Origin of the sequence: Cellulomonas taurus, from assembly GCF_012931845.1 — a bacterium.
Classification (GTDB): Bacteria; Actinomycetota; Actinomycetes; order Actinomycetales; family Cellulomonadaceae; genus Cellulomonas; species Cellulomonas taurus.
On sequence record NZ_CP051884.1, the window covers coordinates 1,404,062 to 1,425,931 of the forward strand.

General features: G+C 71.1%; 20 protein-coding genes. 9 read left to right on the forward strand and 11 right to left on the reverse strand.

Annotated features, from left to right (window positions below):
* Positions 1 to 21 precede the first annotated feature (21 nt).
* Positions 22 to 1,401, forward strand: a complete 1,380-nt coding sequence (locus HGK68_RS06510; RefSeq protein WP_169165238.1) for a dipeptidase — start codon at positions 22 to 24, stop codon at positions 1,399 to 1,401.
* Between the two features lie 112 nt (positions 1,402 to 1,513).
* On the opposite strand, the gene HGK68_RS06515 is transcribed toward HGK68_RS06510, so the two are convergent.
* Positions 1,514 to 2,113 carry a DJ-1/PfpI family protein gene (locus HGK68_RS06515; protein WP_169165239.1) on the reverse strand — a complete coding sequence of 200 codons (600 nt, stop codon included), beginning with the start codon at positions 2,111 to 2,113 and terminating at the stop codon, positions 1,514 to 1,516.
* Between the two features lie 16 nt (positions 2,114 to 2,129).
* Positions 2,130 to 3,332, reverse strand: a complete 1,203-nt coding sequence (nadA, locus tag HGK68_RS06520) for a quinolinate synthase NadA (RefSeq protein WP_169165240.1) — start codon at positions 3,330 to 3,332, stop codon at positions 2,130 to 2,132.
* A gap of 41 nt (positions 3,333 to 3,373) precedes the next feature.
* Between nadA and HGK68_RS06525 the strand changes: the two genes are divergently transcribed.
* The gene (locus tag HGK68_RS06525) at positions 3,374 to 4,549 is read left to right on the forward strand and encodes a glycerate kinase (RefSeq protein WP_169165241.1); all 1,176 of its coding nucleotides are present in this window, start codon (positions 3,374 to 3,376) and stop codon (positions 4,547 to 4,549) included.
* A gap of 104 nt (positions 4,550 to 4,653) precedes the next feature.
* Complete coding sequence (gene erpA, locus HGK68_RS06530) at positions 4,654 to 5,004, forward strand: iron-sulfur cluster insertion protein ErpA (RefSeq protein WP_169165242.1); 351 nt, start codon at positions 4,654 to 4,656, stop codon at positions 5,002 to 5,004.
* A 48-nt stretch (positions 5,005 to 5,052) separates the two neighbouring features.
* Here the strand turns inward: erpA and HGK68_RS06535 are convergent, their stop codons facing one another.
* Positions 5,053 to 6,177: a cysteine desulfurase family protein gene (locus HGK68_RS06535; RefSeq protein WP_246260634.1), complete on the reverse strand. Its 1,125-nt coding sequence runs from the start codon at positions 6,175 to 6,177 to the stop codon at positions 5,053 to 5,055.
* 214 nt (positions 6,178 to 6,391) lie between these two features.
* On the opposite strand from HGK68_RS06535, the gene ctaC reads away from it, so the two are divergent.
* The 3 genes from ctaC (at position 6,392) to HGK68_RS06550 (ending at position 9,548) form a co-directional block, all read left to right on the forward strand.
* Positions 6,392 to 7,267, forward strand: a complete 876-nt coding sequence (ctaC, locus tag HGK68_RS06540; protein ID WP_246260636.1) for an aa3-type cytochrome oxidase subunit II — start codon at positions 6,392 to 6,394, stop codon at positions 7,265 to 7,267.
* On the forward strand, positions 7,267 to 9,084 hold the full coding sequence (ctaD, locus tag HGK68_RS06545) for an aa3-type cytochrome oxidase subunit I (protein ID WP_169165243.1): 1,818 nt from the start codon (positions 7,267 to 7,269) through the stop codon (positions 9,082 to 9,084). The genes ctaC and ctaD overlap by 1 nt, the downstream gene beginning before the upstream one ends.
* 65 nt (positions 9,085 to 9,149) lie before the next feature.
* Positions 9,150 to 9,548, forward strand: coding sequence for a cytochrome c oxidase subunit 4 (locus tag HGK68_RS06550; RefSeq protein ID WP_169166977.1), 399 nt, complete (start codon positions 9,150 to 9,152; stop codon positions 9,546 to 9,548).
* Between the two features lie 367 nt (positions 9,549 to 9,915).
* On the opposite strand, the gene HGK68_RS06555 is transcribed toward HGK68_RS06550, so the two are convergent.
* The 5 genes from HGK68_RS06555 to ctaE all read right to left on the reverse strand — a co-directional run bounded on the left by HGK68_RS06555 (position 9,916) and on the right by ctaE (position 14,925).
* Positions 9,916 to 10,545, reverse strand: a complete 630-nt coding sequence (locus HGK68_RS06555; RefSeq protein ID WP_169165244.1) for a superoxide dismutase — start codon at positions 10,543 to 10,545, stop codon at positions 9,916 to 9,918.
* A gap of 196 nt (positions 10,546 to 10,741) precedes the next feature.
* Positions 10,742 to 12,457, reverse strand: coding sequence for a cytochrome bc1 complex cytochrome b subunit (qcrB, locus tag HGK68_RS06560; protein WP_169165245.1), 1,716 nt, complete (start codon positions 12,455 to 12,457; stop codon positions 10,742 to 10,744).
* The gene (qcrA, locus tag HGK68_RS06565) at positions 12,454 to 13,470 is read right to left on the reverse strand and encodes a cytochrome bc1 complex Rieske iron-sulfur subunit (protein WP_169165246.1); all 1,017 of its coding nucleotides are present in this window, start codon (positions 13,468 to 13,470) and stop codon (positions 12,454 to 12,456) included. The genes qcrB and qcrA overlap by 4 nt, the downstream gene beginning before the upstream one ends.
* Positions 13,467 to 14,252, reverse strand: coding sequence for a cytochrome bc1 complex diheme cytochrome c subunit (gene qcrC / locus HGK68_RS06570; protein ID WP_169165247.1), 786 nt, complete (start codon positions 14,250 to 14,252; stop codon positions 13,467 to 13,469). The genes qcrA and qcrC overlap by 4 nt, the downstream gene beginning before the upstream one ends.
* Before the next feature lie 34 nt (positions 14,253 to 14,286).
* A complete protein-coding gene (gene ctaE, locus HGK68_RS06575; protein WP_169165248.1) occupies positions 14,287 to 14,925 on the reverse strand; it encodes an aa3-type cytochrome oxidase subunit III in 639 nt (212 codons plus the stop codon).
* A gap of 151 nt (positions 14,926 to 15,076) precedes the next feature.
* On the opposite strand from ctaE, the gene HGK68_RS06580 reads away from it, so the two are divergent.
* On the forward strand, positions 15,077 to 15,502 hold the full coding sequence (locus tag HGK68_RS06580; protein WP_169165249.1) for a response regulator transcription factor: 426 nt from the start codon (positions 15,077 to 15,079) through the stop codon (positions 15,500 to 15,502).
* Complete coding sequence (trpD, locus tag HGK68_RS06585; protein WP_169165250.1) at positions 15,499 to 16,533, forward strand: anthranilate phosphoribosyltransferase; 1,035 nt, start codon at positions 15,499 to 15,501, stop codon at positions 16,531 to 16,533. Before HGK68_RS06580 ends, trpD begins: the two co-directional genes overlap by 4 nt.
* A gap of 36 nt (positions 16,534 to 16,569) precedes the next feature.
* Here trpD and HGK68_RS06590 read toward each other — a convergent pair whose 3' ends face one another.
* From HGK68_RS06590 to HGK68_RS06600, 3 genes are all read right to left on the reverse strand, one after another.
* Entirely contained in the window at positions 16,570 to 16,851 is a 282-nt protein-coding gene (locus HGK68_RS06590; protein ID WP_169165251.1) for an Lrp/AsnC family transcriptional regulator, read from the reverse strand.
* A 7-nt stretch (positions 16,852 to 16,858) separates the two neighbouring features.
* Positions 16,859 to 18,646 (reverse strand): DEDD exonuclease domain-containing protein, encoded by a 1,788-nt coding sequence (locus tag HGK68_RS06595; RefSeq protein WP_169165252.1) that lies wholly within the window; start codon positions 18,644 to 18,646, stop codon positions 16,859 to 16,861.
* A 231-nt stretch (positions 18,647 to 18,877) separates the two neighbouring features.
* Positions 18,878 to 20,686: an AMP-dependent synthetase/ligase gene (locus HGK68_RS06600; protein WP_169165253.1), complete on the reverse strand. Its 1,809-nt coding sequence runs from the start codon at positions 20,684 to 20,686 to the stop codon at positions 18,878 to 18,880.
* A 239-nt stretch (positions 20,687 to 20,925) separates the two neighbouring features.
* Between HGK68_RS06600 and HGK68_RS06605 the strand changes: the two genes are divergently transcribed.
* Positions 20,926 to 21,870 (forward strand): ROK family glucokinase, encoded by a 945-nt coding sequence (locus HGK68_RS06605; protein ID WP_169165254.1) that lies wholly within the window; start codon positions 20,926 to 20,928, stop codon positions 21,868 to 21,870.

The following is a 21,870-nucleotide window of genomic DNA, read 5'->3' on the forward strand; positions in this document are numbered from 1 at the left end:
AGTCGAGTAGCGTGGCGACCCGTGACAGCCTCCGACTCCACTCCCGTCCCCGACGTCGCCGAGCTGCGGAACCGCGTGCAGGCCATCTGGCCCGGCGTCCGCTCCGACCTGGAGGACCTGGTCCGCATCCCCAGCGTCTCCAACAGCGACTTCGACCAGGCCCATGTCGCCGCCAGCGCCGATGCGGTCGCCGCCCTGCTGCGCGGCGCCGGGATGCCCGAGGTGCAGATCCTGTCGGTCGCGCGCCCCGACGGCACCCCCGGTGCCCCCGCGGTGGTCGCCCGGCGTCCTGCCCCGGCCGGCGCCCCCACGGTGCTGCTGTACGCGCACCACGACGTGCAGCCCCCGGGAGCCGACGCCGACTGGGACACCCCGCCGTTCGAGCCGACGGAGAAGGAGGGGCGGCTGTTCGGCCGCGGCGCCGCCGACGACAAGGCGGGTGTGGTCGCGCACCTGGGCGCGCTGCGCACCCTGGCGGACGACCTGAACGTGGGCGTCACCGTCTTCGTCGAGGGGGAGGAGGAGGTCGGGTCGCCGTCCTTCACCACCTTCCTGCACACCTACCGGGACCTGCTGGCGGCCGACGTGATCGTGGTCGCCGACTCCTCCAATTGGCGGGTGGGCGTGCCGGGTCTGACCACCTCGCTGCGTGGGCTGGTCGACCTGGACGTCGAGGTCGCGGTGCTGGATCACGCCATCCACTCCGGCATGTTCGGCGGACCGGTGATCGACGCGGTGACCCTGCTGTCCCGGTTGATCGCCACCCTGCACGACGACCAGGGCGACGTCGCGGTCGCCGGACTGCACCACGCCGACGACCCCGCGGTCGACTACGACGAGGCCGCGTTCCGCGCGGACGCCGGGGTGCTGGAGGGCGTGCAGCTCGCCGGATCCGGCCCGATCAGCTCCCGGCTGTGGACCAAGCCGACCATCGCGGTGATCGGCCTGGACGCCCCCCGGGTCGCCACCGCCTCGAACACCATCACCCCGAAGGCCACCGCGAAGCTCTCGATGCGGATCGCCCCGGGACAGGACCCGGCCGCCGCGCTGGAGGCGCTGCGCGCGCACCTGCTGTCGCACGCACCCTTCGGCGCGCGGGTGACCGTCACCGACGGCGAGCTCGGCAAGGCGTTCCAGGCCCCCGCCGACTCCGAGGCGATGCGCGCCGCCCGGCAGGCGTTCGCCGACGCGTGGGGCACCGACCCGGTCGACATCGGCATCGGCGGGTCCATCCCGTTCATCGCCGACCTGCTCGAGGTCTACCCGGACGCGGCCATCCTGGTCACCGGCGTCGAGGACCCGGACTCCCGCGCGCACGGCGCCAACGAGTCGGTGCACCTGGCGGAGCTGGAGCGGGTGGTCCTGGCCGAGGCGCTGCTGCTGGCACGACTCGGGCGCTGACCCGGGCCACCGTCGCAGCACCCGTCACCCGCTGCGCATGACGAGGCGTTGAGGTGACAGATTCCGACGCGATCCGGGCGGTGCGGGCGTCGGAATCTGTCACCTCGGCGGGTCAGACCGGTGGTGCCGGGTCGTACTGGATGCCCCGGCGCACGTCGCGGGCGGCGGTCGTCGACTCGAGTCGGGCGACCAGGTGCAGGGCCATGTCGATGCCCGCGGACACTCCGGCCGAGGTCAGCACGTCGCCGTCGTCCACGAACCGGGCCTCGGTGTCGATCATGACGCTGGGGTCGATGGCGGCCAGCTCGTCCACCGCGCGCCAGTGCGTGGTCGCCGGTCGACCGGCCAGCAGTCCGGCGGCGGCGTAGACCAACGCACCGGTGCACACCGACGCGAGCAGCGGCGTGGTGGGCCGCAGCTCGCGCAACCAGGCCAGGTGGTCGTGGTCCTGGGCGAGTCGCCGGGTGCCCTGTCCGCCGGGGTGGATCAGCACGTGCAGGTCACCGACCTCGGCGGCGGAGGTGTCGGGCAGCAGGCGCAGGCCCTTGGCGGCACGCACACCGGCGCCGTCGGGGGAGAACAGACAGACCTCGGGGCGCAGGGGTGAGTGGTCCGCCCAGGCGGTGAGCACCTCGTAGGGGCCCACCAGGTCGAGTTCCTCCACGTCGTCGAACGCGAGGATCCCGATCCGCAACGGGTGTCCGGTGCCCATGTTCTCCCCCAGGTGGTCAGAGTCCGGGTAGTGCCAGCATCTGGTCCAGGGCGACCCGCGCCCAGTGTGCGTCGTCGGCGTCGACCACGATCCGGTTGACCATGCGGCCCTCGGCGAGCGACTCCATCGCCCAGACCAGGTGCGGCAGGTCGATCCGGTTCATGGTGGAGCAGAAGCAGACCGTGTCGTCGAGGTAGCTGATCCGCTTGTCCGGGTGGGCGGCGGCCAGTCGCCGGACCAGGTTCAGCTCGGTGCCGATCGCCCAGGCGCTGCCCGGCTCAGCGGCTTCCAGGGCCTTGATGATGTACTCGGTGGACCCGACCATGTCCGCCCCGGTGACGACCTCGTGCTTGCACTCCGGGTGCACCAGCACGGTCACGTCCGGGATGGTGGCGCGCACGTCGACCAGGTTCCGCTCCGAGAACCGGCCGTGCACGGAGCAGTGCCCGCGCCACAGGATCATCCGGGCGTCGCGCAGCTGCTGGACGGTCAGGCCGCCGTTCGGCTTGCGCGGGTCGAAGACGACGCACGCCTCCAGCGGGATGCCGAGCTGCAGCACCGCGGTGTTGCGGCCCAGGTGCTGGTCCGGCATGAACAGCACCTTCCCGGTGCCGTCGACGCCGCCGACCCGGTCGAAGGCCCAGCGCAGCGCGACCTGCGCGTTGGACGAGGTGCAGACGGTGCCGCCGTGGCGGCCGGTGAACGCCTTGATCGCGGCGGTGGAGTTCATGTAGGTCACCGGGACGGTGTCCTCGGCGATCCCGGCCTCGACCAGCACGTCCCAGGCGTCCTCGACCTGGTCGATGGCGGCCATGTCGGCCATTGAGCACCCGGCGGCCAGGTCCGGCAGCACGACCTGCTGCGCGTCCGAGGTCAGGATGTCCGCGGACTCGGCCATGAAGTGCACGCCGCAGAACAGGATGAACTCGGCGTCGGGCCGGGCGGCGGCCTCCCGGGCGAGTTTGAAGGAGTCGCCGGTGACGTCGGCGAAGTCGATGACCTCGTCGCGCTGGTAGTGGTGGCCGAGCACGAAGGCGCGCTCGCCCAGGGCGGCCCGGGCGGCGCGGGCGCGCTCGACCAGATCGGGGTCGCTGGCGGCGGGCAGCGCACCGGAACACTCCACCCCTCGCTCGGAGGCCAGGTCGGTTCCCTGGCCGAGCAGGAGCAGCGCGGACGAGCGCGGCTCGGTGAACGTCGACGGCTGGGTGAGCAGGGTCACCGGCCGATCATCCCACAGCCAGGACGTGCCACGATCAGGTCATGCATGTCCTGGTGAGCACCGGCCGATTCGACCCCGCAGCGCCCGACCGGCCGGGGCTCGGGGCGGTGGAGGCCGCCGCGGCGATCGGCGCCGGCTGGCAGGACGCGCGCCCCGAGGACCGGGTGACGGCGGTGCCGCTGAACGACGGTGGACCGGGTCTGATCGACGTGCTGCAGGCGGCCCGTGGCGGCGAGCTGATCGCGGTGACGGTGCCGGACGCCGGTGGCGAGCCGGTGCCGAGCGCGGTGCTGGTGCTCACCGAGGACTCCGGCGCCCCCACCGCCTACGTCGACGGCTCGGTGGCACTCGGCGGATCGGCGCCCGTGGCGGAGGCGACGACGGCGGGTCTGGGGCACCTGATCCGGGCGGCGTTGGACACCGGGGCACCCCGGATCGTGATCGGGACCGGACCGCGCCGGGTCACCGCGCACGATGCCGGGTGGGGGCTGCTGCGGGTGCTGCTGGACGAGGACGACGCCCGACCGTCCACCGCCGATCTGGTGGCGCTGCGGGAGGCGCTGCACGACCGGGACCTGGTGCTGCTCGGCCACCACGACCAGGCGCTGCTCGGGCTGAACGGGGCGAGTGCCGCGCTGGTCGACGCCGGTCGGGCCACGGCGGAGGAGTCGCAGGCGATCGAACGGCGGACGGCCGACCTGGTCGCGGCCCTGACCACGGCGGCCGGACCGGGACGCACGAACCTGCTCACCACGCCGCACGGCCACGACCACGGCCACCCGCCCACGGCCACGGCGGTGACCGGGACCCGTCCGGCGGTGGCCCCCGGGTCCGGCGCCGGGGGAGGGGCCGCCTTCGCGCTCGGCCTGCTCGGCGCCCGTCGCGTGGACGGGGCGACCTGGATCGCGGATGCGGTGCGGCTGGCCGACCGGGTGGAAGCGGCGGATCTGGTGGTCACCGGTGTCGGCGTCCTGGACGGCACCGCGCTGGAGGAGGGGGTCGTCCCGGCGGTGAGTGCCGTGGCGCTGCCGCTGGGCATCCCGGTGATCGCGCTGGCGGCGCAGCTCCGCACCGGCCGTCGGGACTGGGGGGCCGCCGGGATCGCCGGTGCCTTCGAGGTGGTCGAGTCCCCGGAGCGGGCCGCCGACTGGCGGGCGGGTCCGGCGGCGGCCCTGCGGGCGCGGCTGCCCCGGATCGCACGCACCTGGTCCCGGTGAGCTGCCGTCAGCCACGCAGGGACGGAGTCGTACAGTGGGAACAGATCGTGCGGGGCGGCTGTTGCTGCCTGAGGACGACTGACCGGACAGACACGGGAGAGACGATGAGCGAGACCACCGAGACCGCGACGCACGGCGTCGAGCTGACCGATGTCGCCGCCGGGAAGGTGCGCAGCCTGCTCGAGCAGGAGGGTCGCGACGACCTGCGGCTGCGGATCGCCGTGCAGCCCGGTGGCTGCTCCGGCCTGATCTACCAGCTCTACTTCGACGAGCGGGTGCTGGACGGGGACGCCCTGCGCGACTTCGACGGCGTCGAGGTCGTCGTGGACCGGATGAGCGTGCCGTACCTGGAGGGCGCGACCATCGACTTCGCCGACACCATCGAGAAGCAGGGCTTCACCATCGACAACCCGAACGCCGGGTCGTCCTGCGCCTGCGGCGGTTCGTTCAGCTGAATCGACCCGGAGCCCCGGACCGTGCGAACGGTCCGGGGCTTCGTCGTGTCACAGCCCGTTCCGGGTGCGGATCTCGGCGACGATGCCGGGCAACTGGTCGCAGAACCGTTCGATCTGCGCCGCAGCGGTCTCCGGCGGCAGGGTGAGGCGCACATTCCCCTGGGTGAGGGCGCCCATCGCCGCCAGGACGTGGCTGGGCTGTTCGGTGGCGGAGGTGCAGGCCGACCCGGAGGCGACCGCGAACCCGGCGCGGTCGAGGGCGGTGACCACGGCCTCCCCGTCCACATAGAGACAGGAGAACGTCAGCACGTGCGGCAGGCGCCTCGCGGGTTCGGCAGGACCGGCCACCATCGTCATCGGCACCTCGGCAGCCACCCGCTCGCGCACCCGGGCGACCAGCGACGGGTCGCCCGCACGCGGTGCCGCCAGCTGCAGGGCCACCGCGGCGGCCAGGGCGGCGGGCACCGACACACCCCCGGGGAACCAACGTTCGGTGTCCTCCGGCGGTCCGACCGGTGAGCGACGCACCCCGGCGCGGGTGACCAGCACCGCCACACCGGGGACGGCGCCGACGTCGGCCGGGTCCAGGGTGAGCAGATCCCACTCGGCGCCGACCGGGACATGACCGAAGGAGCTCCCGGCGTCCACCAGCAGTGGCACCCCCGCCCCGCGGGCCGCCTGCCAGGCAGCGCCGACGGGCTGTCGGGTACCGACCTCGCCGTTCGCGTGCTGCACGGCGGCCAGAGCCACGTCCCCGGCGGAGACCGCGTCGGCGAACGCGTCGACGTCGAGGGCCCCGTCACCGTCGACCGGCACCGTGCGACGCTCTCCCGCGTGGTCGGCCGCGTCCAGCACCGCCATCCGCTCGACAGCGGAGGCGACGATGCCGGGGCCGGTCCGGCGGCGACCGCGGGCGACGGTGAGCACCGCCGACTGCAGGGCAGCGGTGTGCGAGGGCGCGAGGTCGACCTCTTCGGTGCGGGCGCCGACCAGGCCGGCGATCGCCTCCCGCGCGCCGTCCACCAGGGCCCGGGCACGACGTCCCTCGCTGTGCAGGCGACGCGGATCCGACCAGCCCTCGTCCAGTGCGGCGAGGAAGGCGTCGCGGACCTGAGCGGGGACGGGCGCGTGCCCGGCGACGTCGAACACGGCACGGGGCTGACTCGTGGACACACCGGAACGCTAACCGGTGGGCGAGCCCGCACGTGATCCAGCTGACACTTCGTCAGTTCGTTGGCTCGAAACGCGTCCATCGGGTCACGACGAGGCGATTCCCGCGCTACGCTGCACAGGATCGAGAGGACAAAGGTCCTAAGAAGATCCCTGACCGGTGTCGGGCGCGGCGATGCGCCTGGCCGGGTGGGGATCCGAGAGTGGAAGGCCCCCGGTGCGCTCGCAGACCCCCCGCCGCCGCAGCAGGTGGAACCGACTGGCCGTCGCGGGAGCCGCGTCGGCCGTCGTGCTCGCCCTTGCCGGCTGCTCGCCCGAGGTCAGCCGTGGCTGGCTGCCCGGTGACTCCGACAACGAGATCACCAACCAGACCGGTCGGATCACGAACCTGTGGGTCGGCTCCTGGGTGGCGGCGCTGATCGTCGGCGTCATCGTCTGGGGCCTGATCATCTGGTGCGTCGCCGTCTACCGGAAGCGCAAGGAGGACGACCAGCTCCCCGTGCAGCTCCGGTACCACGTGCCGCTGGAGATCATGTACGTGATCCTGCCGATCATCATGGTCGGCGTGCTGTTCTACTACACCGCGCGCGACATGACCGAGATCCAGGACACCACCGCCGAGCCGGACCTCACCGTCCAGGTGATCGGCAAGCAGTGGAGCTGGGACTTCAACTACGTCGACGACGACGTGTACGACACCGGTGAGCACGCGCAGAACGTGGGCGAGAACGGGACCCTGGCCGAGCAGCCGACCCTGTACCTCCCGGTGGGCCAGCGGGTCGAGTTCGTCCTCGACTCCCGCGATGTCATCCACTCGTTCTGGGTGCCGGCGTTCCTCTACAAGCAGGACATGATCCCGGGCCGCACCAACACCTTCCAGGTGGTGCCACAGGTCGAGGGTGAGTACGTCGGCAAGTGCGCCGAGCTGTGCGGCGAGGAGCACTCGTCGATGCTGTTCAACGTGAAGGTCGTCTCCGAGCAGGAGTACGAGCAGCACATCGAGGACCTGCGCGACGCCGGTCAGGACGGGCAGATCGGGCTGGAGTACAACCGGCTCCAGGACGCCCGCGTCGCCGGTGAGGGAGAGAACTGATGGCGACCGCCGAGCACATCGAGACCATTCCGGGTCTCGCGCCGCGTAAGCAGACCTTCGGCCGCACGGTGGTCAAGTGGATCACCTCCACCGACCACAAGACGATCGGGTACATGTACCTGATCACCGCGTTCATCTGGTTCTGCCTCGGCGGACTGATGGCGCTGCTGATCCGCGCCGAGCTGTTCGAGCCCGGCATCCAGATCGTGCAGAGCAAGGAGCAGTACAACCAGCTCTTCACGATGCACGGCACGATCATGCTGCTGCTGTTCGCGACCCCCCTGTTCGCGGCCTTCGCGAACATCATCATGCCGCTGCAGATCGGCGCGCCGGACGTCGCCTTCCCGCGGCTGAACGCCTTCAGCTACTGGCTGTACCTGTTCGGTGGTCTGATCGCCGCCGCCGGGTTCCTCACCCCGCAGGGTGCCGCCTCCTTCGGCTGGTTCGCCTATGCGCCGCTGTCCAACAGCGTGTACTCGCCGGGCGCCGGCGGTGACCTCTGGGTCTTCGGTCTGGCGCTGACCGGTTTCGGCACCATCCTCGGTGCGGTCAACTTCATCACCACCATCGTGACGATGCGCGCGCCGGGCATGACCATGTTCCGGATGCCGATCTTCACCTGGAACACCCTGATCACCAGCCTGCTGGTGCTGATGGCCTTCCCGCCGCTGGCCGCCGCGCTGTTCGCGCTGGGTGCCGACCGGCGACTGGGTGCGCAGGTGTTCAACCCGGAGAACGGCGGTGCCATCCTCTGGCAGCACCTGTTCTGGTTCTTCGGTCACCCCGAGGTGTACATCATTGCGCTGCCGTTCTTCGGTATCGCGACCGAGATCCTGCCGGTGTTCAGCCGCAAGCCGGTCTTCGGGTACAAGGGTCTGGTCTACGCGACCATCGCCATCGCCGCGCTGTCCGTGACGGTGTGGGCGCACCACATGTACGTGACCGGTGCGGTGCTGCTGCCGTTCTTCGCGCTGATGACGATGCTGATCGCGGTCCCGACCGGCGTGAAGTTCTTCAACTGGATCGGCACGATGTGGCGAGGGAAACTCACCTTCGAGACACCGATGCTGTGGACGATCGGCTTCCTCACCACCTTCCTGTTCGGTGGTCTGACCGGCGTCATCCTGTCCAGCCCGGCCCTCGACTTCCAGGTCTCCGACACCTACTTCGTGGTCGCGCACTTCCACTACGTGGTCTTCGGCACCGTGGTGTTCATGATGTTCGGCGGCATGTACTACTGGTGGCCGAAGTTCACCGGCCGGATGCTCAACGAGCGCCTGGGCAAGCTGCACTTCTGGCTGCTGTTCATCGGCTTCCACATGACGTTCCTGATCCAGCACTGGCTGGGCGTGATCGGCATGCCGCGCCGGTACGCCGACTACTCGCCGGAGGACGGCTTCACCTGGATGAACCAGGTGTCGACGGTCGGCTCGATGATCCTGGCGATCTCGACGCTGCCCTTCCTGTGGAACGTCTACACGACCTGGCGCAACGCGCCGAAGGTCACCGTCGACGACCCGTGGGGTTACGGCGCCTCGCTGGAGTGGGCGACCTCCTGCCCGCCGCCGCGGCACAACTTCACCACCCTGCCCCGGATCCGTTCCGAGCGTCCGGCCTTCGACCTGCACCACCCGGAGGTCGCCGCGATGGACCACGTCGAGCCGTCGCCCGGCATCCTGGACTGGGAGGCCGAGCGCACCGGTGAGCAGGGCGTGGCCCGCGACCGGGTCGAGACCGGTGGTGGCGAGCCGGAGCAGTCCAGCGCCACCATCATCGACGACCGTCCGCGCAACGACGACGAGGAGGGCCAGCGATGAGCTCGCTGCGTGAACCGGGCGGTCGGCCGTCCGAGCACGGTGCGTCCACCACGAAGCCGCACTCGATGAAGGTCGAGCCGTGGCTGTTCCTGGGCGGCATCCTGTTCTTCATCCCGATCGGCCTGATCTACGCCTGGTGGTCCGGCGGCGAGCCGGTCGGCACCGTCGGGATCCCGCTGGTCGGCGGTCTGGTCGGCATGATCGGCGGTTACCTGCTGCTGGTCGCCCGCCGGATCGACCCGCGGCCCGAGGACGACCCGGAGGCGATGATCGCCGAGGGTGCCGGCGACCAGGGTGTGTTCAGCCCGTGGTCCTGGTGGCCGATCACGATCTCCGCCGCCGGTGCCCTGGTCTTCACCGGCATGGCCATCGGCTGGTGGATCGCGTACATCGGTGTCGCGCTGGGCGTCATCGGCCTGGTCGGCTGGGTGTTCGAGTTCTCCCGCGGCCAGCACGCGCACTGACCTGACACGGCTCCCCGAGGGGCGTCTCCGCTGCGGCGGGGGCGCCCCTCGGTCGTGCGTCGCCCGGGCCGACCCCCCGCCCAACGCCACCCCGCAGCCACCCGCCCCCCCCGTCGCAACCCCGCCCCCGCCCCTCACCGTCGAAGTCGGCAGTCCACGCCACGATCCCCCCGGCGACGTGCCGACTTCGGGCGCGAAGTGCCGACCTCGGGGCGCCCGAGGGGCGAACTGCCGCCCGCACGCGGCGCCAGTGCACTAGCGCACTGGGCGGTGCCGAAGGGCGGCGGGCGACGAGGCCTACCCGGGCACGACGAAGGGCCGGGCCCTCCCGAGGGGGAGTGCCCGGCCCTCGGCCGTGCTCAGCGGGTCAGAGCGACGGAACGATCAGCCCCGAGGTCTGGCTGCGGGCGCGCTCGAAGCGGGCGCCGGCGTCGGCCCAGTTCACGATGTTCCACCACGCCTTGACGTAGTCGGCCTTGACGTTGACGTAGTCCAGGTAGAAGGCGTGCTCCCACATGTCCAGCGTCACCAGCGGCACGAGGCCCAACGGGATGTTGCCCTGCTGGTCGTACAGCTGGACGATGATGAGCTTCTGGCCGATGGAGTCCCAGGCCAGGATCGACCAGCCGGAGCCCTGGATCGCGGTGGCGTTGGCGGTGAAGTGCGCCTGGAACTTGTCGAACGAGCCGAAGAACTCGTCGATGGCCGCGGCCAGCTCGCCGACCGGCTTGTCGCCGCCGTCGGGGGAGAGGTTCTCCCAGAACACCGAGTGGTTCACGTGACCACCCAGGTTGAAGGCCAGGTTCTTCTCCAGCCCGGCCACGGCGCCGAAGTCACCGGACTCGCGGGCGGCGGCCAGCTTCTCCAGGGCGGTGTTGGCACCGGCGACGTAGGTCGCGTGGTGCTTGTCGTGGTGCAGCTCCATGATGCGGCCGGAGATGTGCGGCTCCAGCGCCGCGTAGTCGTAGGGCAGGTCCGGCAGGGTGTACTCGGCCATCAGTACCTCTCGGTGCATCGGGGTGGGCCCCGGAACGGGGTCCATCTGTCGTATCACGGTCGGCGGTCGCCCGCACGAGCGGCGACAACGACCGACGCCCGCGTCGATCCCGGCGGCTGACCGGGACCGACGCGGGCGTCGGGTCGTACGTCATCCACTGGATCCAACGTCCCACAGGGATGAATGATTCCGCACGTCAGGGGCGTGTGGTGTCCTCGTCCTCGACCAGGTGCGTGCCACCGCCGGCGGCCGAACCGGTCAGCTGAGCGGGCTCCTCGGCCGCAGGGAGCGCGTCGTGCGCACCGTGCGACTGGGCGGCGCGCAGCTCGGCCGGGGTGACGGGCTCGACCCGGTCTTCGTAGAACATCCGCGACACCTTCTGGCGCAGGGTGTCCTTGCGGTACCCGGGGCGACGCACACCACGGGAGTCCTCGGCCGGCTCGATCTCGATCGGACGCCGCGGCTCGTGCTGCACCCGCAGCCACCGCTCGTGCTCGTCCAGCGGCTTGTGCACCTCGATGTACTCACCGGAGGCGAAGCGGACGATCCGACCGGTCTCGTTGCCGTGCAGGACCAGCTCGCGGTCCTTGCGCTGCAGGGCGAAGCAGATCCGCTTGGTGATCCAGAACGCGAACCACGGGCCGAGGAAGATCAGCACCCGGAAGGTCCAGGTGATGTCGTTGATCGACAGGTGGAAGTGGGTCGCGATCAGGTCGTTGGACCCGGCCAGGATCAGGATGAAGAACGCGGTCAGCAGCGCCACACCGAAGGCGGTGCGGAACGGGGCGTTGCGCGGGCGGTCCAGCACGTGGTGCTCACGGGTGTCACCGGTGGCGAAGGCCTCGATGAACGGCCACAGCGCCAGCGCGGTGAACAGCAGACCGGGCACGACCACCGCGGGCACCAGGACGTTCAGCGACAGCGTGTACTGGCCGAGCACGACCTCGGTCTGACCCGGCATGAGCCGGAGCCCACCTTCCAGGAACAGCATGTACCAGTCGGGCTGGGCGCCTGCGGACACGATCGACGGGTCGAAGGGCCCGTAGTTCCAGACCGGGTTGATCGTCATGGTGCCGGCCAGCAGGGCGATCACCGCGAAGACGACGAAGAAGAAGCCACCGGCCTTGGCGACGTACACCGGGAACAGCGGGTAGCCGACCACGTTCTTGTCCGAGCGGCCCGACCCCGGGTACTGGGTGTGCTTGTGCAGCACGACGAACAGCAGGTGCAGACCGATCATCGCCAGGATCAGACCCGGGATCAGCAGGATGTGCACCGTGAACAGGCGGGGGATCAGGGCGGTGCCCGGGAACTCCCCGCCGAAGAGGAAGAACGAGATGTACGAGCCGAGGATCGGGATCGACCGGGCCACGCCGTCGGCGATGCGCAGGCCGTTGCCGGAGAGCACGTCGTCGGGCAGCGAGTAGCCGGAGAAGCCGGCCAGCAGGCCCAGGATCATCAGGGTGAAGCCGACGACCCAGTTGATCTCACGCGGCTTGCGGAAGGCGCCGGTGAAGAACACCCGCATCATGTGGGTGACGATCGAGGCCATGAAGATCAGGGCCGCCCAGTGGTGGATCTGCCGCATGAGCAGACCGCCACGGACCTCGAAGGAGAGGTTCAGCGTCGAGGCGAAGGCCTCGGACATCTGGACGCCCTGCATCGCCTCCCACGGTCCCTCGTAGTGGACCTCGGTCATGCTCGGGACGAAGAACATCGTCAGGAACGTGCCCGAGATCAGGAGGACCACGAAGGAGTAGAGCGCGATCTCGCCGAGCAGGAAGGACCAGTGGTCCGGGAAGATCTTGCGGGCGAACTCCTTGACCGCGCCGCCGATGCCGGTGCGCTGGTCGAGGTAGTCGGCGGCCTTGCCAGCCTTGGTGCTGGGGGCCGTGGTGGTGGAGGCACTCATGTCAGCCGCTCCCAGAAGCTCGGACCGATCGGTTCGTTGAAGCCGTCCTGAGCGATGAGGTAGCCCTCGTCGTCGACGGTGATCGGCAACTGGGGCAGCGGACGCTTGGCCGGGCCGAAGACCACCTTGGCGCCGTCGGCGGCGTCGAAGGTCGACTGGTGGCACGGGCACAGGATGTGGTGCGTCTGCTGCTCGTAGAGGGCCACCGGGCAGCCCACGTGGGTGCAGATCTTGGAGAACGCGACGATGCCGTCGTAGCTCCAGCCGTCACCCTGCTCCGAGCGGATGTCCCGAGGGTCCATCCGGATCATCAGCACGACGGCCTTGGCCTTCTCGTTCAGCGGGTGCTCGGTCTCCTCGATGCCCTCGGGCATGACGTGGAACACCGAACCGATGGTGACGTCGGCGGCCTTGATCGGACGACCGGTCGGGTCCAGGGCCAGCCGGGTGCCGCGCTTCCAGATGGTGTGCTTGGAGCGCGAGACGTTCCAGTCGCCGCCGATGTTGCCGACCAGCGGCACGGCGATGGCGAGCGGGAACAGGGCGAGCGAGGAGACCATGGCGCCCTTGAGCACGCCGCGGCGCCCGATCGCCGAGTCCTTGATGCCGTCGTTCAGCTTGGCGACGGCGACCTCACGGGTGGCGGCGTCCGAGGCGATCGGGTGCCGGTCCTCCGCGACCTCGCGGTCGTTCATCAGCGACTTCGCCCAGTGCACGGCGGCCAGGCCGATGCCGGCCAGCGCGACGAACAGCGCCAGGCCGAGCAGCAGGTTCGACATCCGGATGCCGGCGACGGTGCCGTCCGGCGGGACGATCGCGTAGGCCACCAGGAACCCGATGGTCCCGAGCACGGAGAGCGCGAACAGGACGACGACCTGACGCTCGGCGCGCTTGTTGGCCTTCGGGTCGGTGTCGCCGAGTCGCTCGTGGTGCTCGTGCAGACCCGGGTCCTCGAACCGGTCGGGGACCGCTCCGCCGTCGACCGGCGTCAGATCAGTGGGGTGGTTGCTCACGAGGACTTCGCTCCGATCCAGACCGACGCGGCGATCAGCAGGCCGAGACCGGCGACCCAGGCCCACAGGCCCTCGGACACCGGGCCGAGCGAGCCGAGGCTCAGGCCACCGGCCGAACCCTCACGCTGCTGCTCGAGGTAGGCGATGATGTCGCGCTTCTCGTCCGGGGTGATGTTGGCGTCGTTGAACACCGGCATCGACTGCGGGCCGGTGAGCATCGCCTCGTAGATGTGCTCCGGAGTGGTCTCCATCAGCGAGGGGGCGTACTTGCCCTGGGACAGCGCGCCACCGGCGCCGACCGCGTTGTGGCACATCGCGCAGTTGGTGCGGAAGATCGCACCACCGTTCGCGGCGTCACCCTTGCTGGCGTCGACCTGATCCGGGGTGGGGATCGCCGGGCCGGCGCCGAGGGAGGCGACGTAGGCCGCCAGCTGCGAGATCTGCTCCTGGTCGAACTGCGGGGGCGCGGCCATGATCTGCGCGCCGTTCATCTTGGCGGGCATCCGACCGGTGCCGACCTGGAAGTCGACGGCGGCGGCGCCGACCCCGATCAGCGACGGACCACTGGTGGTGCCGTCGGCGGAGGCGCCGTGGCAGGTGGCGCAGTTGGCCTGGAACAGCTTCCCACCGGCGTCGATGTCGCTCTGGCTGGTCGTCGCGGACGCCGCATCGGCGCTGGACGGGGCAGCGATCGCGTACACCGCTCCGGTGAGCAGCAGCGCCAGCAGGAGCAGCACGACCGGCGCTGACCGGTGGTGCCTGCGGGCGGCGAGTGCCTTCACGGGTATTCCTTGGTGTTCGTTACGGCTGGGGGGACTACTTGATCAGGTAGATCGTGGCGAACAGCGCCACCCACACGATGTCGACGAAGTGCCAGTAGTAGGACACGACGATCGCGGTGGTGGCCTCGTGGTGGCCGAAGCGCTTGGCCGAGAACGAGCGGCCGAGCAGGAAGAGGAAGGCGATCAGGCCACCGATCACGTGCAGACCGTGGAAGCCGGTGGTCAGGAAGAACACCGAGCCGTACGGGCTGGAGGAGATGGTCAGGCCCTCGTGCACCAGCTCGGCGTACTCGAAGATCTGACCGCCGATGAACACCGCGCCCATGATGTAGGTCAGCGTCATCCACTCGTTCATGCCCCAACCCTTGAGGTTCAGCAGGCTGCCGGACCGTCGGGGCTGGAACCGCTCGGCCGCCCAGACACCCATCTGGCAGGTCACCGAGCTGAGGATCAGCACCGTGGTGTTCGCCACGGCGAACGGGATGTTGAGCAGCGGCGTCTCTGCCGCCCACTCGTCGGGCACGGTGGAGCGGAGCGTGAAGTACATCGCGAACAGGCCGGCGAAGAACATCAGCTCGGACGCCAGCCACACGATGGTCCCCACCGACACGGGGTTGGGTCGGTTGACGCTCACGTGGGGAGCGGACTGAGGCGCGGCCGTTGCGGTTGTCACGTGGGCCAGTATGCCGAAGATCCGCCGTTCATGGGTCACAAGTCCCAGGCTGAGCCGGAGTTTTCTGTCACATCGTCAGTTCATCCGGCGTGTCGACCGGGTGCCTGCGTGGCCTGAGGACCGGCACGGTGGGACGTGCCAAGATGCTGCCATGGCTGCTGAGCACACCACCGACGCCGTGACCACCGCCGGTCCGCGGATCCTGTTGTACAGCGACGACCTGGACACCCGCGCCCAGGTGCGCCTCGGTGTCGGCAAGCGACTGGGTCGCGGTGCGCCGGACATCGACTGGACCGAGACGGCCACCCCGGCGGCCGCACTGGCAGCCGCCGAGGCCGGTGGCTACGACCTGTTCGTCTTCGACGGCGAGGCAGCGAAGGTCGGCGGGATGGCGCTGGCGCGTCAGGTCAAGGACGAGCTCTACAACTGCCCGCCGGTGCTGGTGCTCACCGGCCGCCCGCAGGACGCCTGGCTCGCCGCGTGGTCGGACGCCGACGCCGTCGTCTCCCAGCCGCTCGACCCGATCGAGCTGCAGAGCACCGTCGCGGGTCTGCTGTCGCCCGCCCGCGCCCGATGAGCTGGGGCGATCTGCTCACCGCCCTGATCGGCGGCCAGGACCTCACGGCGGAGCAGACCGCCTGGGCGATGGACCAGATCATGTCCGGCGAGGCGTCGCCGGTCCGGGTGGCCGGGTTCCTGGTCGCGCTGCGCGCCAAGGGTGAAACGGTCGAGGAACTGACGGCGCTGGCCGACACGATGCTGGCGCACGCGGTGCGGTTCACCGTGCCGGGTCGCAGCGTGGACATCGTCGGCACCGGCGGCGACCGCGCGCACACGGTGAACGTGTCCACGATGGCCTCGCTGGTGATCGCCGGCACCGGGGTCCGGGTGGTCAAGCACGGAAACCGCGCCGCCTCGTCCTCCTCCGGTTCCGCCGACGTGCTGGAGGCACTCGGGCTGCGGCTGGACCACACCCCGGAGCGGGTCGCCGCGATCGTCGAGGAAGCCGGGATCACGTTCTGCTTCGCCGGGACCTTCCACTCCTCGATGCGGCACGCGGCGGTGGCGCGGCGCGACCTCGGTGTGGCCACCGCCTTCAACTTCCTCGGTCCCCTCACCAACCCCGCGCAGCCAGCGGCGGCCGCCATCGGGTGTGCCGACCCCAGGATGGCCGGTCTGATGGCCGGGGTGCTCGCGGGCCGGGGGACCGACGCGCTGGTGTTCCGCAACGACGACGGCCTGGACGAGCTCTCACCGACCTCCACCGCCCGGATCTGGCAGGTGGACGACGGGATCGTCACCGAGCACACCCTGGACCCCGTGGCCGAGCTGGGGCTGACCCCGGTGACCATCGCCGACCTGCGGGGTGCCGACGCGCAGTACAACGCTGGCGTGGCCCGGGACATCATCGGCGGGGCGCACCACCCGGCGCGGGAGACCGTGCTGCTGAACGCCGCGGCCGCCCTGGTCGCCGAGGGGTCGCTGCCCGGCACCGGTGACGGCGCTCTGGTCGACCGGCTGCGGGCCGGACTGGTGCACGCAGCACGGTCCGTGGACTCCGGTGCGGCGACCGCGGTGCTGGACCGCTGGCGCGCAGCGTCGAACTGATCCCACCGGCGGGTTCGTGTCGGTGGGTGATCGAGGTCAGTCCTCGATGCCGAGGGCGAAGGCCGACTCCAGGTCGTGCTGGGAGTAGGTGCGGAACGCGATGTAGGTCTGGGTGCGGCGCACGCCCTCGACCTTGCTCAGCCGGTCGGCGATCACGTCGGCCAGCTCCTCGTGCTCACGGACCCGGACCATGGCGACCAGGTCGACCTCGCCGGTGACCGAGTAGACCTCGCTCACCCCCGGCTGGTCGGCGATGGCCTGCGCCACCTCGGGGATCCGGTTCGGGTCGGTGTCGATCAGCACGATGGCGGTGAGCATGTGCCCATCATGCCGCGCCCGGCACTGCCATGTCGGGCACCGGACCGCCGGGTGTGGCGGTCCTCTGCTCGGGTGTCGGTTCGTGCAGCTCCGGCAACGGCGCGATCCCGGCGATGGCGGCGGCGGGATCGGCCCAGGCGGCGGCCGACCTGACCGGCAGCGACCACGGTTCGCTGAGCGACACCAACCGCACCCCGGGCGAGCCGAGCCAGCCGAGGATCAGGTCCGCCTCCTCCGGGTGTCCGGCCGGGGCGGGGGCGATCGGCGCCGGGACGTGCTCGGCGGTGGCCCGCAGGGACTCGATCGCGGGGGAGGGATCGGTGCGGGGCGGCACCGTCGCGGTGGCGGCCAGCCGTCCGTGGCGGACCAGCACCAGTTCCCAGCCGCCGTCGTCAGTGCGGCGGGCGGCGCACAACTCGGCGATCCGGGCCAGCGGTGCCAGGCGTTGGGCGCGGGCGGCGCCGCGCAGGTAGGCGGCCAGTCGGTCCCGGACGGTGGCGGCGTCCTCGTACAGTTCCCGGGCGATCAGCGTGCTGATCCGCTGGGCGTGCTCGACCACCACGGCCCGGGGGTCGCCGGTCATCGCGGCCCGGGCGGCGCTGACGACCTCGGCGTAACCCGGTGCCGCCTCGGTCCGGACGCAGGGCGCCGAGCAGCGACCGATCTCGGCCAGGTGACAGGCGGACGCACCAGGGCGCGGCACCCCGGGCAGCTTCCCGGCGCAGCGCCGCAGCGCGAAGGTGTCCTGCAGGGCCTCGACCGCCGCCTGAGCGGCGCCCCGGGAGGCGAAGGGGCCGAGGTGCGTCGCACCCTCGACCACCTCCCGGACCACGGACAGCCGGGGGAAGGGCTCGACGGTGAGCCGCACCCAGGGCATCCGCTCCGGCATCCGGGAACGGCGGTTGTACCGCGGGTTGTGCTGGGCGATCAGCCGCAGCTCGCGGACCTGCGCCTCCAGTCGGGTCGCGCACACCACCGGCGTGACCCCGAGGGCGATCCGGACCATCTCGCGCATCCGGCCGCGCTTCTCGGCGGCGGTGAAGTAGCTGCGGACCCGCTTGCGCAGGTTGGTCGAGGTGCCGACGTAGAGCACCTCGTCCTTGGGGCCGCGGAACAGGTACACCCCCGGGGCGTCGGGCAGGCCGTCGGCCAGGGTGCGCTTGCGGCGGACGTCGGCGGGCACCGGGTCGGCGGCGGTGGCCAGGTCCTCCAGGTGGGTGATGCCCAGCGGTGCCATCCGGCCGAGTAGCGCGTGCAGCACGTCCACCGTCGCCCGGGCGTCGGCCAGCGCGCGGTGTTCGGGGGTGGTGGTCGCGTGGAACAGCCCGGCGAGGGTGGCGAGCTTGTGGTTCGGCGCCTCGTCCCGGGTCACCACCCGCCGCGCGAGCTTCACCGTGTCGACCACCGGGAAGCCGGGCCAGGCGTGACCGGTCTGCGCGGCCGCCGCCTTCAGGAAGCCGATGTCGAAGGGGGCGTTGTGTGCGACCAGCACCGATCCGCGGGCGAACTCCAGGAACGAGGGGAGCACTTCCTCGATCTTCGGTGCGCCGATCACCATCGCGGTGGTGATGCCGGTGAGCACCTGGATCTGCGCGGGCACCGGGCCGCCGGGGTCGACCAGGGTCTGGAACTCGCCCAGCACCTCGCCGCCGCGGACCTTGACGGCGCCGAACTCGGTGATCGCCGCGCCCGCCGACAACCCGCCGGTGGTCTCCAGGTCGACCACCACGAAGGTCACCTGCTGCAGCGGTGTGCCGATGTCCTCCAGGGTCACCTGCACCGGCTTCTCGTCCATGCCGCGGACGCTAACCGCGCCCTCTGACACGCCCGGACGCGCCCGCACGCGCTCGCACGCGCCTGGACCCGCCCGCACGCGCCTGGACCTGCCCGGACGCGCCGAGACTGCACAAACCGACGCTGCGAGGCCCGATCAGCGTCGATTCGTGCAGTCTCGGCGGGGCAAGGGACGGAAAAGGGCGGGCGGGTGAAGGGGCGGGTTGCGGCGGGGGGAAGGGACGCGGGGAAGTCAGTGGTCGGGGAGGGGGCCGGCGTAGATGGCTTCGATGTCGGTGGCGAAGTCCTTCAGGACGTGGGTGCGGCGGACGCTCAGCTTCGGGGTGAGGTAGCCGTCCTGGATCGTGAGGTCGCGGTCCAGGATCCGGTACGAGCGGATGGACTCCGCCCGGGAGACCGCCCGGTTCGCCCGTTCCACCGCCTGGTCCAGGGACTCGATCACCTGGGGATCGGTGCGGGCCTGCTCCACGGTGAGCGGCGGGCGGCCCTGGGCCGTGCACCAGCCGGGCAGCCCCTCCGCGTCCAGGGTGACCAGGGCGCCGATGAACGGCCGTCCGTCGCCGACGACCACCACCTGCGACACCAGTGGGTGCGCCCGCAGCCGGTCCTCCAGCACCGCGGGGGCGACGTTCTTGCCCCCGGCGGTCACGATGATCTCCTTCTTGCGCCCGGTGATCCGCAGGTACCCGTCCTGATCCAGCGAGCCCAGGTCGCCGGTGCGGAACCAGCCGTCGGTGAGGGACTCGTCGGTGGCGGTCGGGTTGTGGTGGTAGCGCCGGAACACCTGGGGACCGCGGATCTCGACCTCGCCGTCGGCGGCGATCCTGATCGAGGTGCCGGGCAGCGGGGGGCCGACGGTGCCGATCCGGGTGGCGTCGGGCAGGTTCACCACGGCGGGGGCGGTGGTCTCGGTCAGGCCGTAGCCCTCCAGGATCCGCACACCGATGCCGCGGAAGAAGTGGCCCAGGCGTTCGCCGAGCGGTGCGCCGCCGGAAATCGCCCATTCGATCCGGCCGCCCATCGCCTCGCGCAACTTGTGGAACACCAGCTTGTCCGCGACGGCGTGCTGGACCCGCAGTCCGAGCGACGGGCCACCCTCGTCCAGCGCCCGGGAGTAGGCGATGGCCGTCCTGGCCGCCCACTGGAAGATCTTCAGCTTGCCGCCGGCGGCTGCCTTCTGCTCGGCGGAGTTGTAGACCTTCTCGAACACGCGGGGCACCGACAGGATGAAGGTCGGCTTGAAGGTCGCCAGGTCGGCGAGCAGCGTCTTGGTGTCCGGGGTGTGGCCCAGCACGGCCCCGGCCGGCATGCACAGCACCTCGACGAACCGGGCGAAGACGTGCGCCAGCGGCATGAACAGCAGGGTGCGGGCGCCGGGCGTGGAGACCACGACCCGCAGGCCCTCGACCGCGTTCCGGGTCAGGATCGAGAAGTTGCCGTGGGTCAGCTCCACGCCCTTCGGGCGGCCGGTGGTGCCGGAGGTGTAGATGATCGTGGCCAGGTCGTCGCGTCCGGCGGACCGGCGTCGGGCCGCGAGGTCGTCGACCGGCACCTGCTGCCCCGCCGATACCAGGGTGTCCAGCGCCCCCTCGTCCAGGACCAGGACCTCGCGCAGGTGCGGCGTCTCCGGCCGGACCTCTGCCACCAGGTCGGCGTGTTCGCGGGTCTCGACCACGAGCAGCGTCACATCGGCGTCGGTGAGGATCCAGTGCACCTGTTCGGCCGAGGACGTCTCGTACACCGGCACCGGGATCGCGCCGACCGTCCAGAGCGCCCAGTCCAGCAGGGTCCATTCGTAGCGGGTGCGGGACATGATCCCGACCCGGTCGCCGGCCGCGACACCGTGGGCCAGGAAGCCGCGGGCGGTGTCGTTGACCTGGGCGGCGAACTGGCGTGCGGTGATCGTCGACCAGCTGCCGTCGTCGCCACGCCGTTCGATCAGGGGGCCGTCACCGGTGGCGGCCACGCGCGCGTCGAGCAGGTCGAGCAGATTCTCCTCCGGTGCCGCGTCGAGCAGCAGGGGTGTGCTGAATTCCGCCATGGGTTCTCACTCCGTTGTCAGAAGCCGAGGGGTTCGGCGCAGCATATGGGACTTTGGTCCCGCTCGCTGACATGTCGTGGATCGGCGATTTCGGCACCGGGCGTGGGAGCGTGTGCAAGGTCCCGGTCCAGGCACGCTAGCGTGGTCCCCGCGTATGCGCGTGGAACCGGTGTCACCGGCCACGAGGTCCATCGGAGGGCCCGGCATGCGAACGATCTCAGGCGCGGAAGCGGGGAAGTATGCACGCCATCGGTGTGGACATCGGCGGAACCAAGATCGCAGCCGGTGTGGTGGACGAGGACGGCCGGATCATCGCGAAGGTCCGTCGCGACACCGACCCCCGCGACTCCGACAGCGTGGACCGCGGTGTCATCGACGCCTGCCGTGAGCTGATCGACAGCCACCAGGTCGGCGCCATCGGTCTGGCGGCACCCGGCTTCATCGGCTCGGACCAGGCCACCGTGCGCTTCACCCCGAACCTGCCCTGGCGCGACCACGCCCTGCGGGACATCGTCGCCGCCGAGCTCGGCTCGGACATCTCGATCGTGGTCGAGAACGACGCGAACGCCGCCGGCTGGGCCGAGTTCCGGTTCGGTGCCGGGCGCGAGGTCGACGACATGCTGATGCTGACCATCGGCACCGGGCTGGGCGGCGCGGTCGTGGTCGGCGGCAACCTGGTCCGCGGTGCCTTCGGTGGCGCCGCCGAGGTCGGGCACATGCGGGTCGTCCCCGGTGGGCACTACTGCGGCTGCGGGCACGAGGGGTGCTGGGAGCAGTACGCCTCCGGCTCCGCGCTGGTCCGCGACGCCCAGTCGGCGCTGATCACCGAGCCCGCCCGCGGCACCCGACTGCTGGAGCTGGCCGGTGGTGACGTGGAGGACCTCACCGGTCCGCAGGTCACGCAGGCCGCTCAGGACGGCGACCCGCTGGCGGTGGAGCTGCTGGCCGAGCTGGGCCGCTGGATCGGTGAGGGCTCGGCCTCGGTCGGGGCCCTGCTGGACCCGGCGATCGTGGTGATCGGTGGCGGCGTGAGCGCGGCCGGCGACCTGCTGCTGGACCCGGCCCGTCGCGGCTACATGGAGCAGCTCTTCGCCCGCGGCCACCGCCCGGAGGCGCAGTTCGCGCTGGCGGCCATGGGCAACGACGCGGGCATCGTCGGCGCGGCCGACCTCGCGCGACTCTGA

Bases quoted from the DNA above. Each gene is read 5' to 3' on its own strand.
- HGK68_RS06515 (WP_169165239.1), bottom strand. From the start codon at position 2,113: ATGGGCACCGGACACCCGTTGCGGATCGGGATCCTCGCGTTCGACGAC.
- HGK68_RS06525 (WP_169165241.1), top strand. From the start codon at position 3,374: ATGCATGTCCTGGTGAGCACCGGCCGATTCGACCCCGCAGCGCCCGAC.
- erpA (WP_169165242.1), top strand. From the start codon at position 4,654: ATGAGCGAGACCACCGAGACCGCGACGCACGGCGTCGAGCTGACCGAT.
- ctaD (WP_169165243.1), top strand. From the start codon at position 7,267: ATGGCGACCGCCGAGCACATCGAGACCATTCCGGGTCTCGCGCCGCGT.
- HGK68_RS06550 (WP_169166977.1), top strand. From the start codon at position 9,150: ATGAAGGTCGAGCCGTGGCTGTTCCTGGGCGGCATCCTGTTCTTCATC.
- HGK68_RS06555 (WP_169165244.1), bottom strand. From the start codon at position 10,545: ATGGCCGAGTACACCCTGCCGGACCTGCCCTACGACTACGCGGCGCTG.
- qcrB (WP_169165245.1), bottom strand. From the start codon at position 12,457: ATGAGTGCCTCCACCACCACGGCCCCCAGCACCAAGGCTGGCAAGGCC.
- HGK68_RS06580 (WP_169165249.1), top strand. From the start codon at position 15,077: ATGGCTGCTGAGCACACCACCGACGCCGTGACCACCGCCGGTCCGCGG.
- trpD (WP_169165250.1), top strand. From the start codon at position 15,499: ATGAGCTGGGGCGATCTGCTCACCGCCCTGATCGGCGGCCAGGACCTC.
- HGK68_RS06590 (WP_169165251.1), bottom strand. From the start codon at position 16,851: ATGCTCACCGCCATCGTGCTGATCGACACCGACCCGAACCGGATCCCC.
- HGK68_RS06595 (WP_169165252.1), bottom strand. From the start codon at position 18,646: ATGGACGAGAAGCCGGTGCAGGTGACCCTGGAGGACATCGGCACACCG.
- HGK68_RS06600 (WP_169165253.1), bottom strand. From the start codon at position 20,686: ATGGCGGAATTCAGCACACCCCTGCTGCTCGACGCGGCACCGGAGGAG.
- HGK68_RS06605 (WP_169165254.1), top strand. From the start codon at position 20,926: ATGCACGCCATCGGTGTGGACATCGGCGGAACCAAGATCGCAGCCGGT.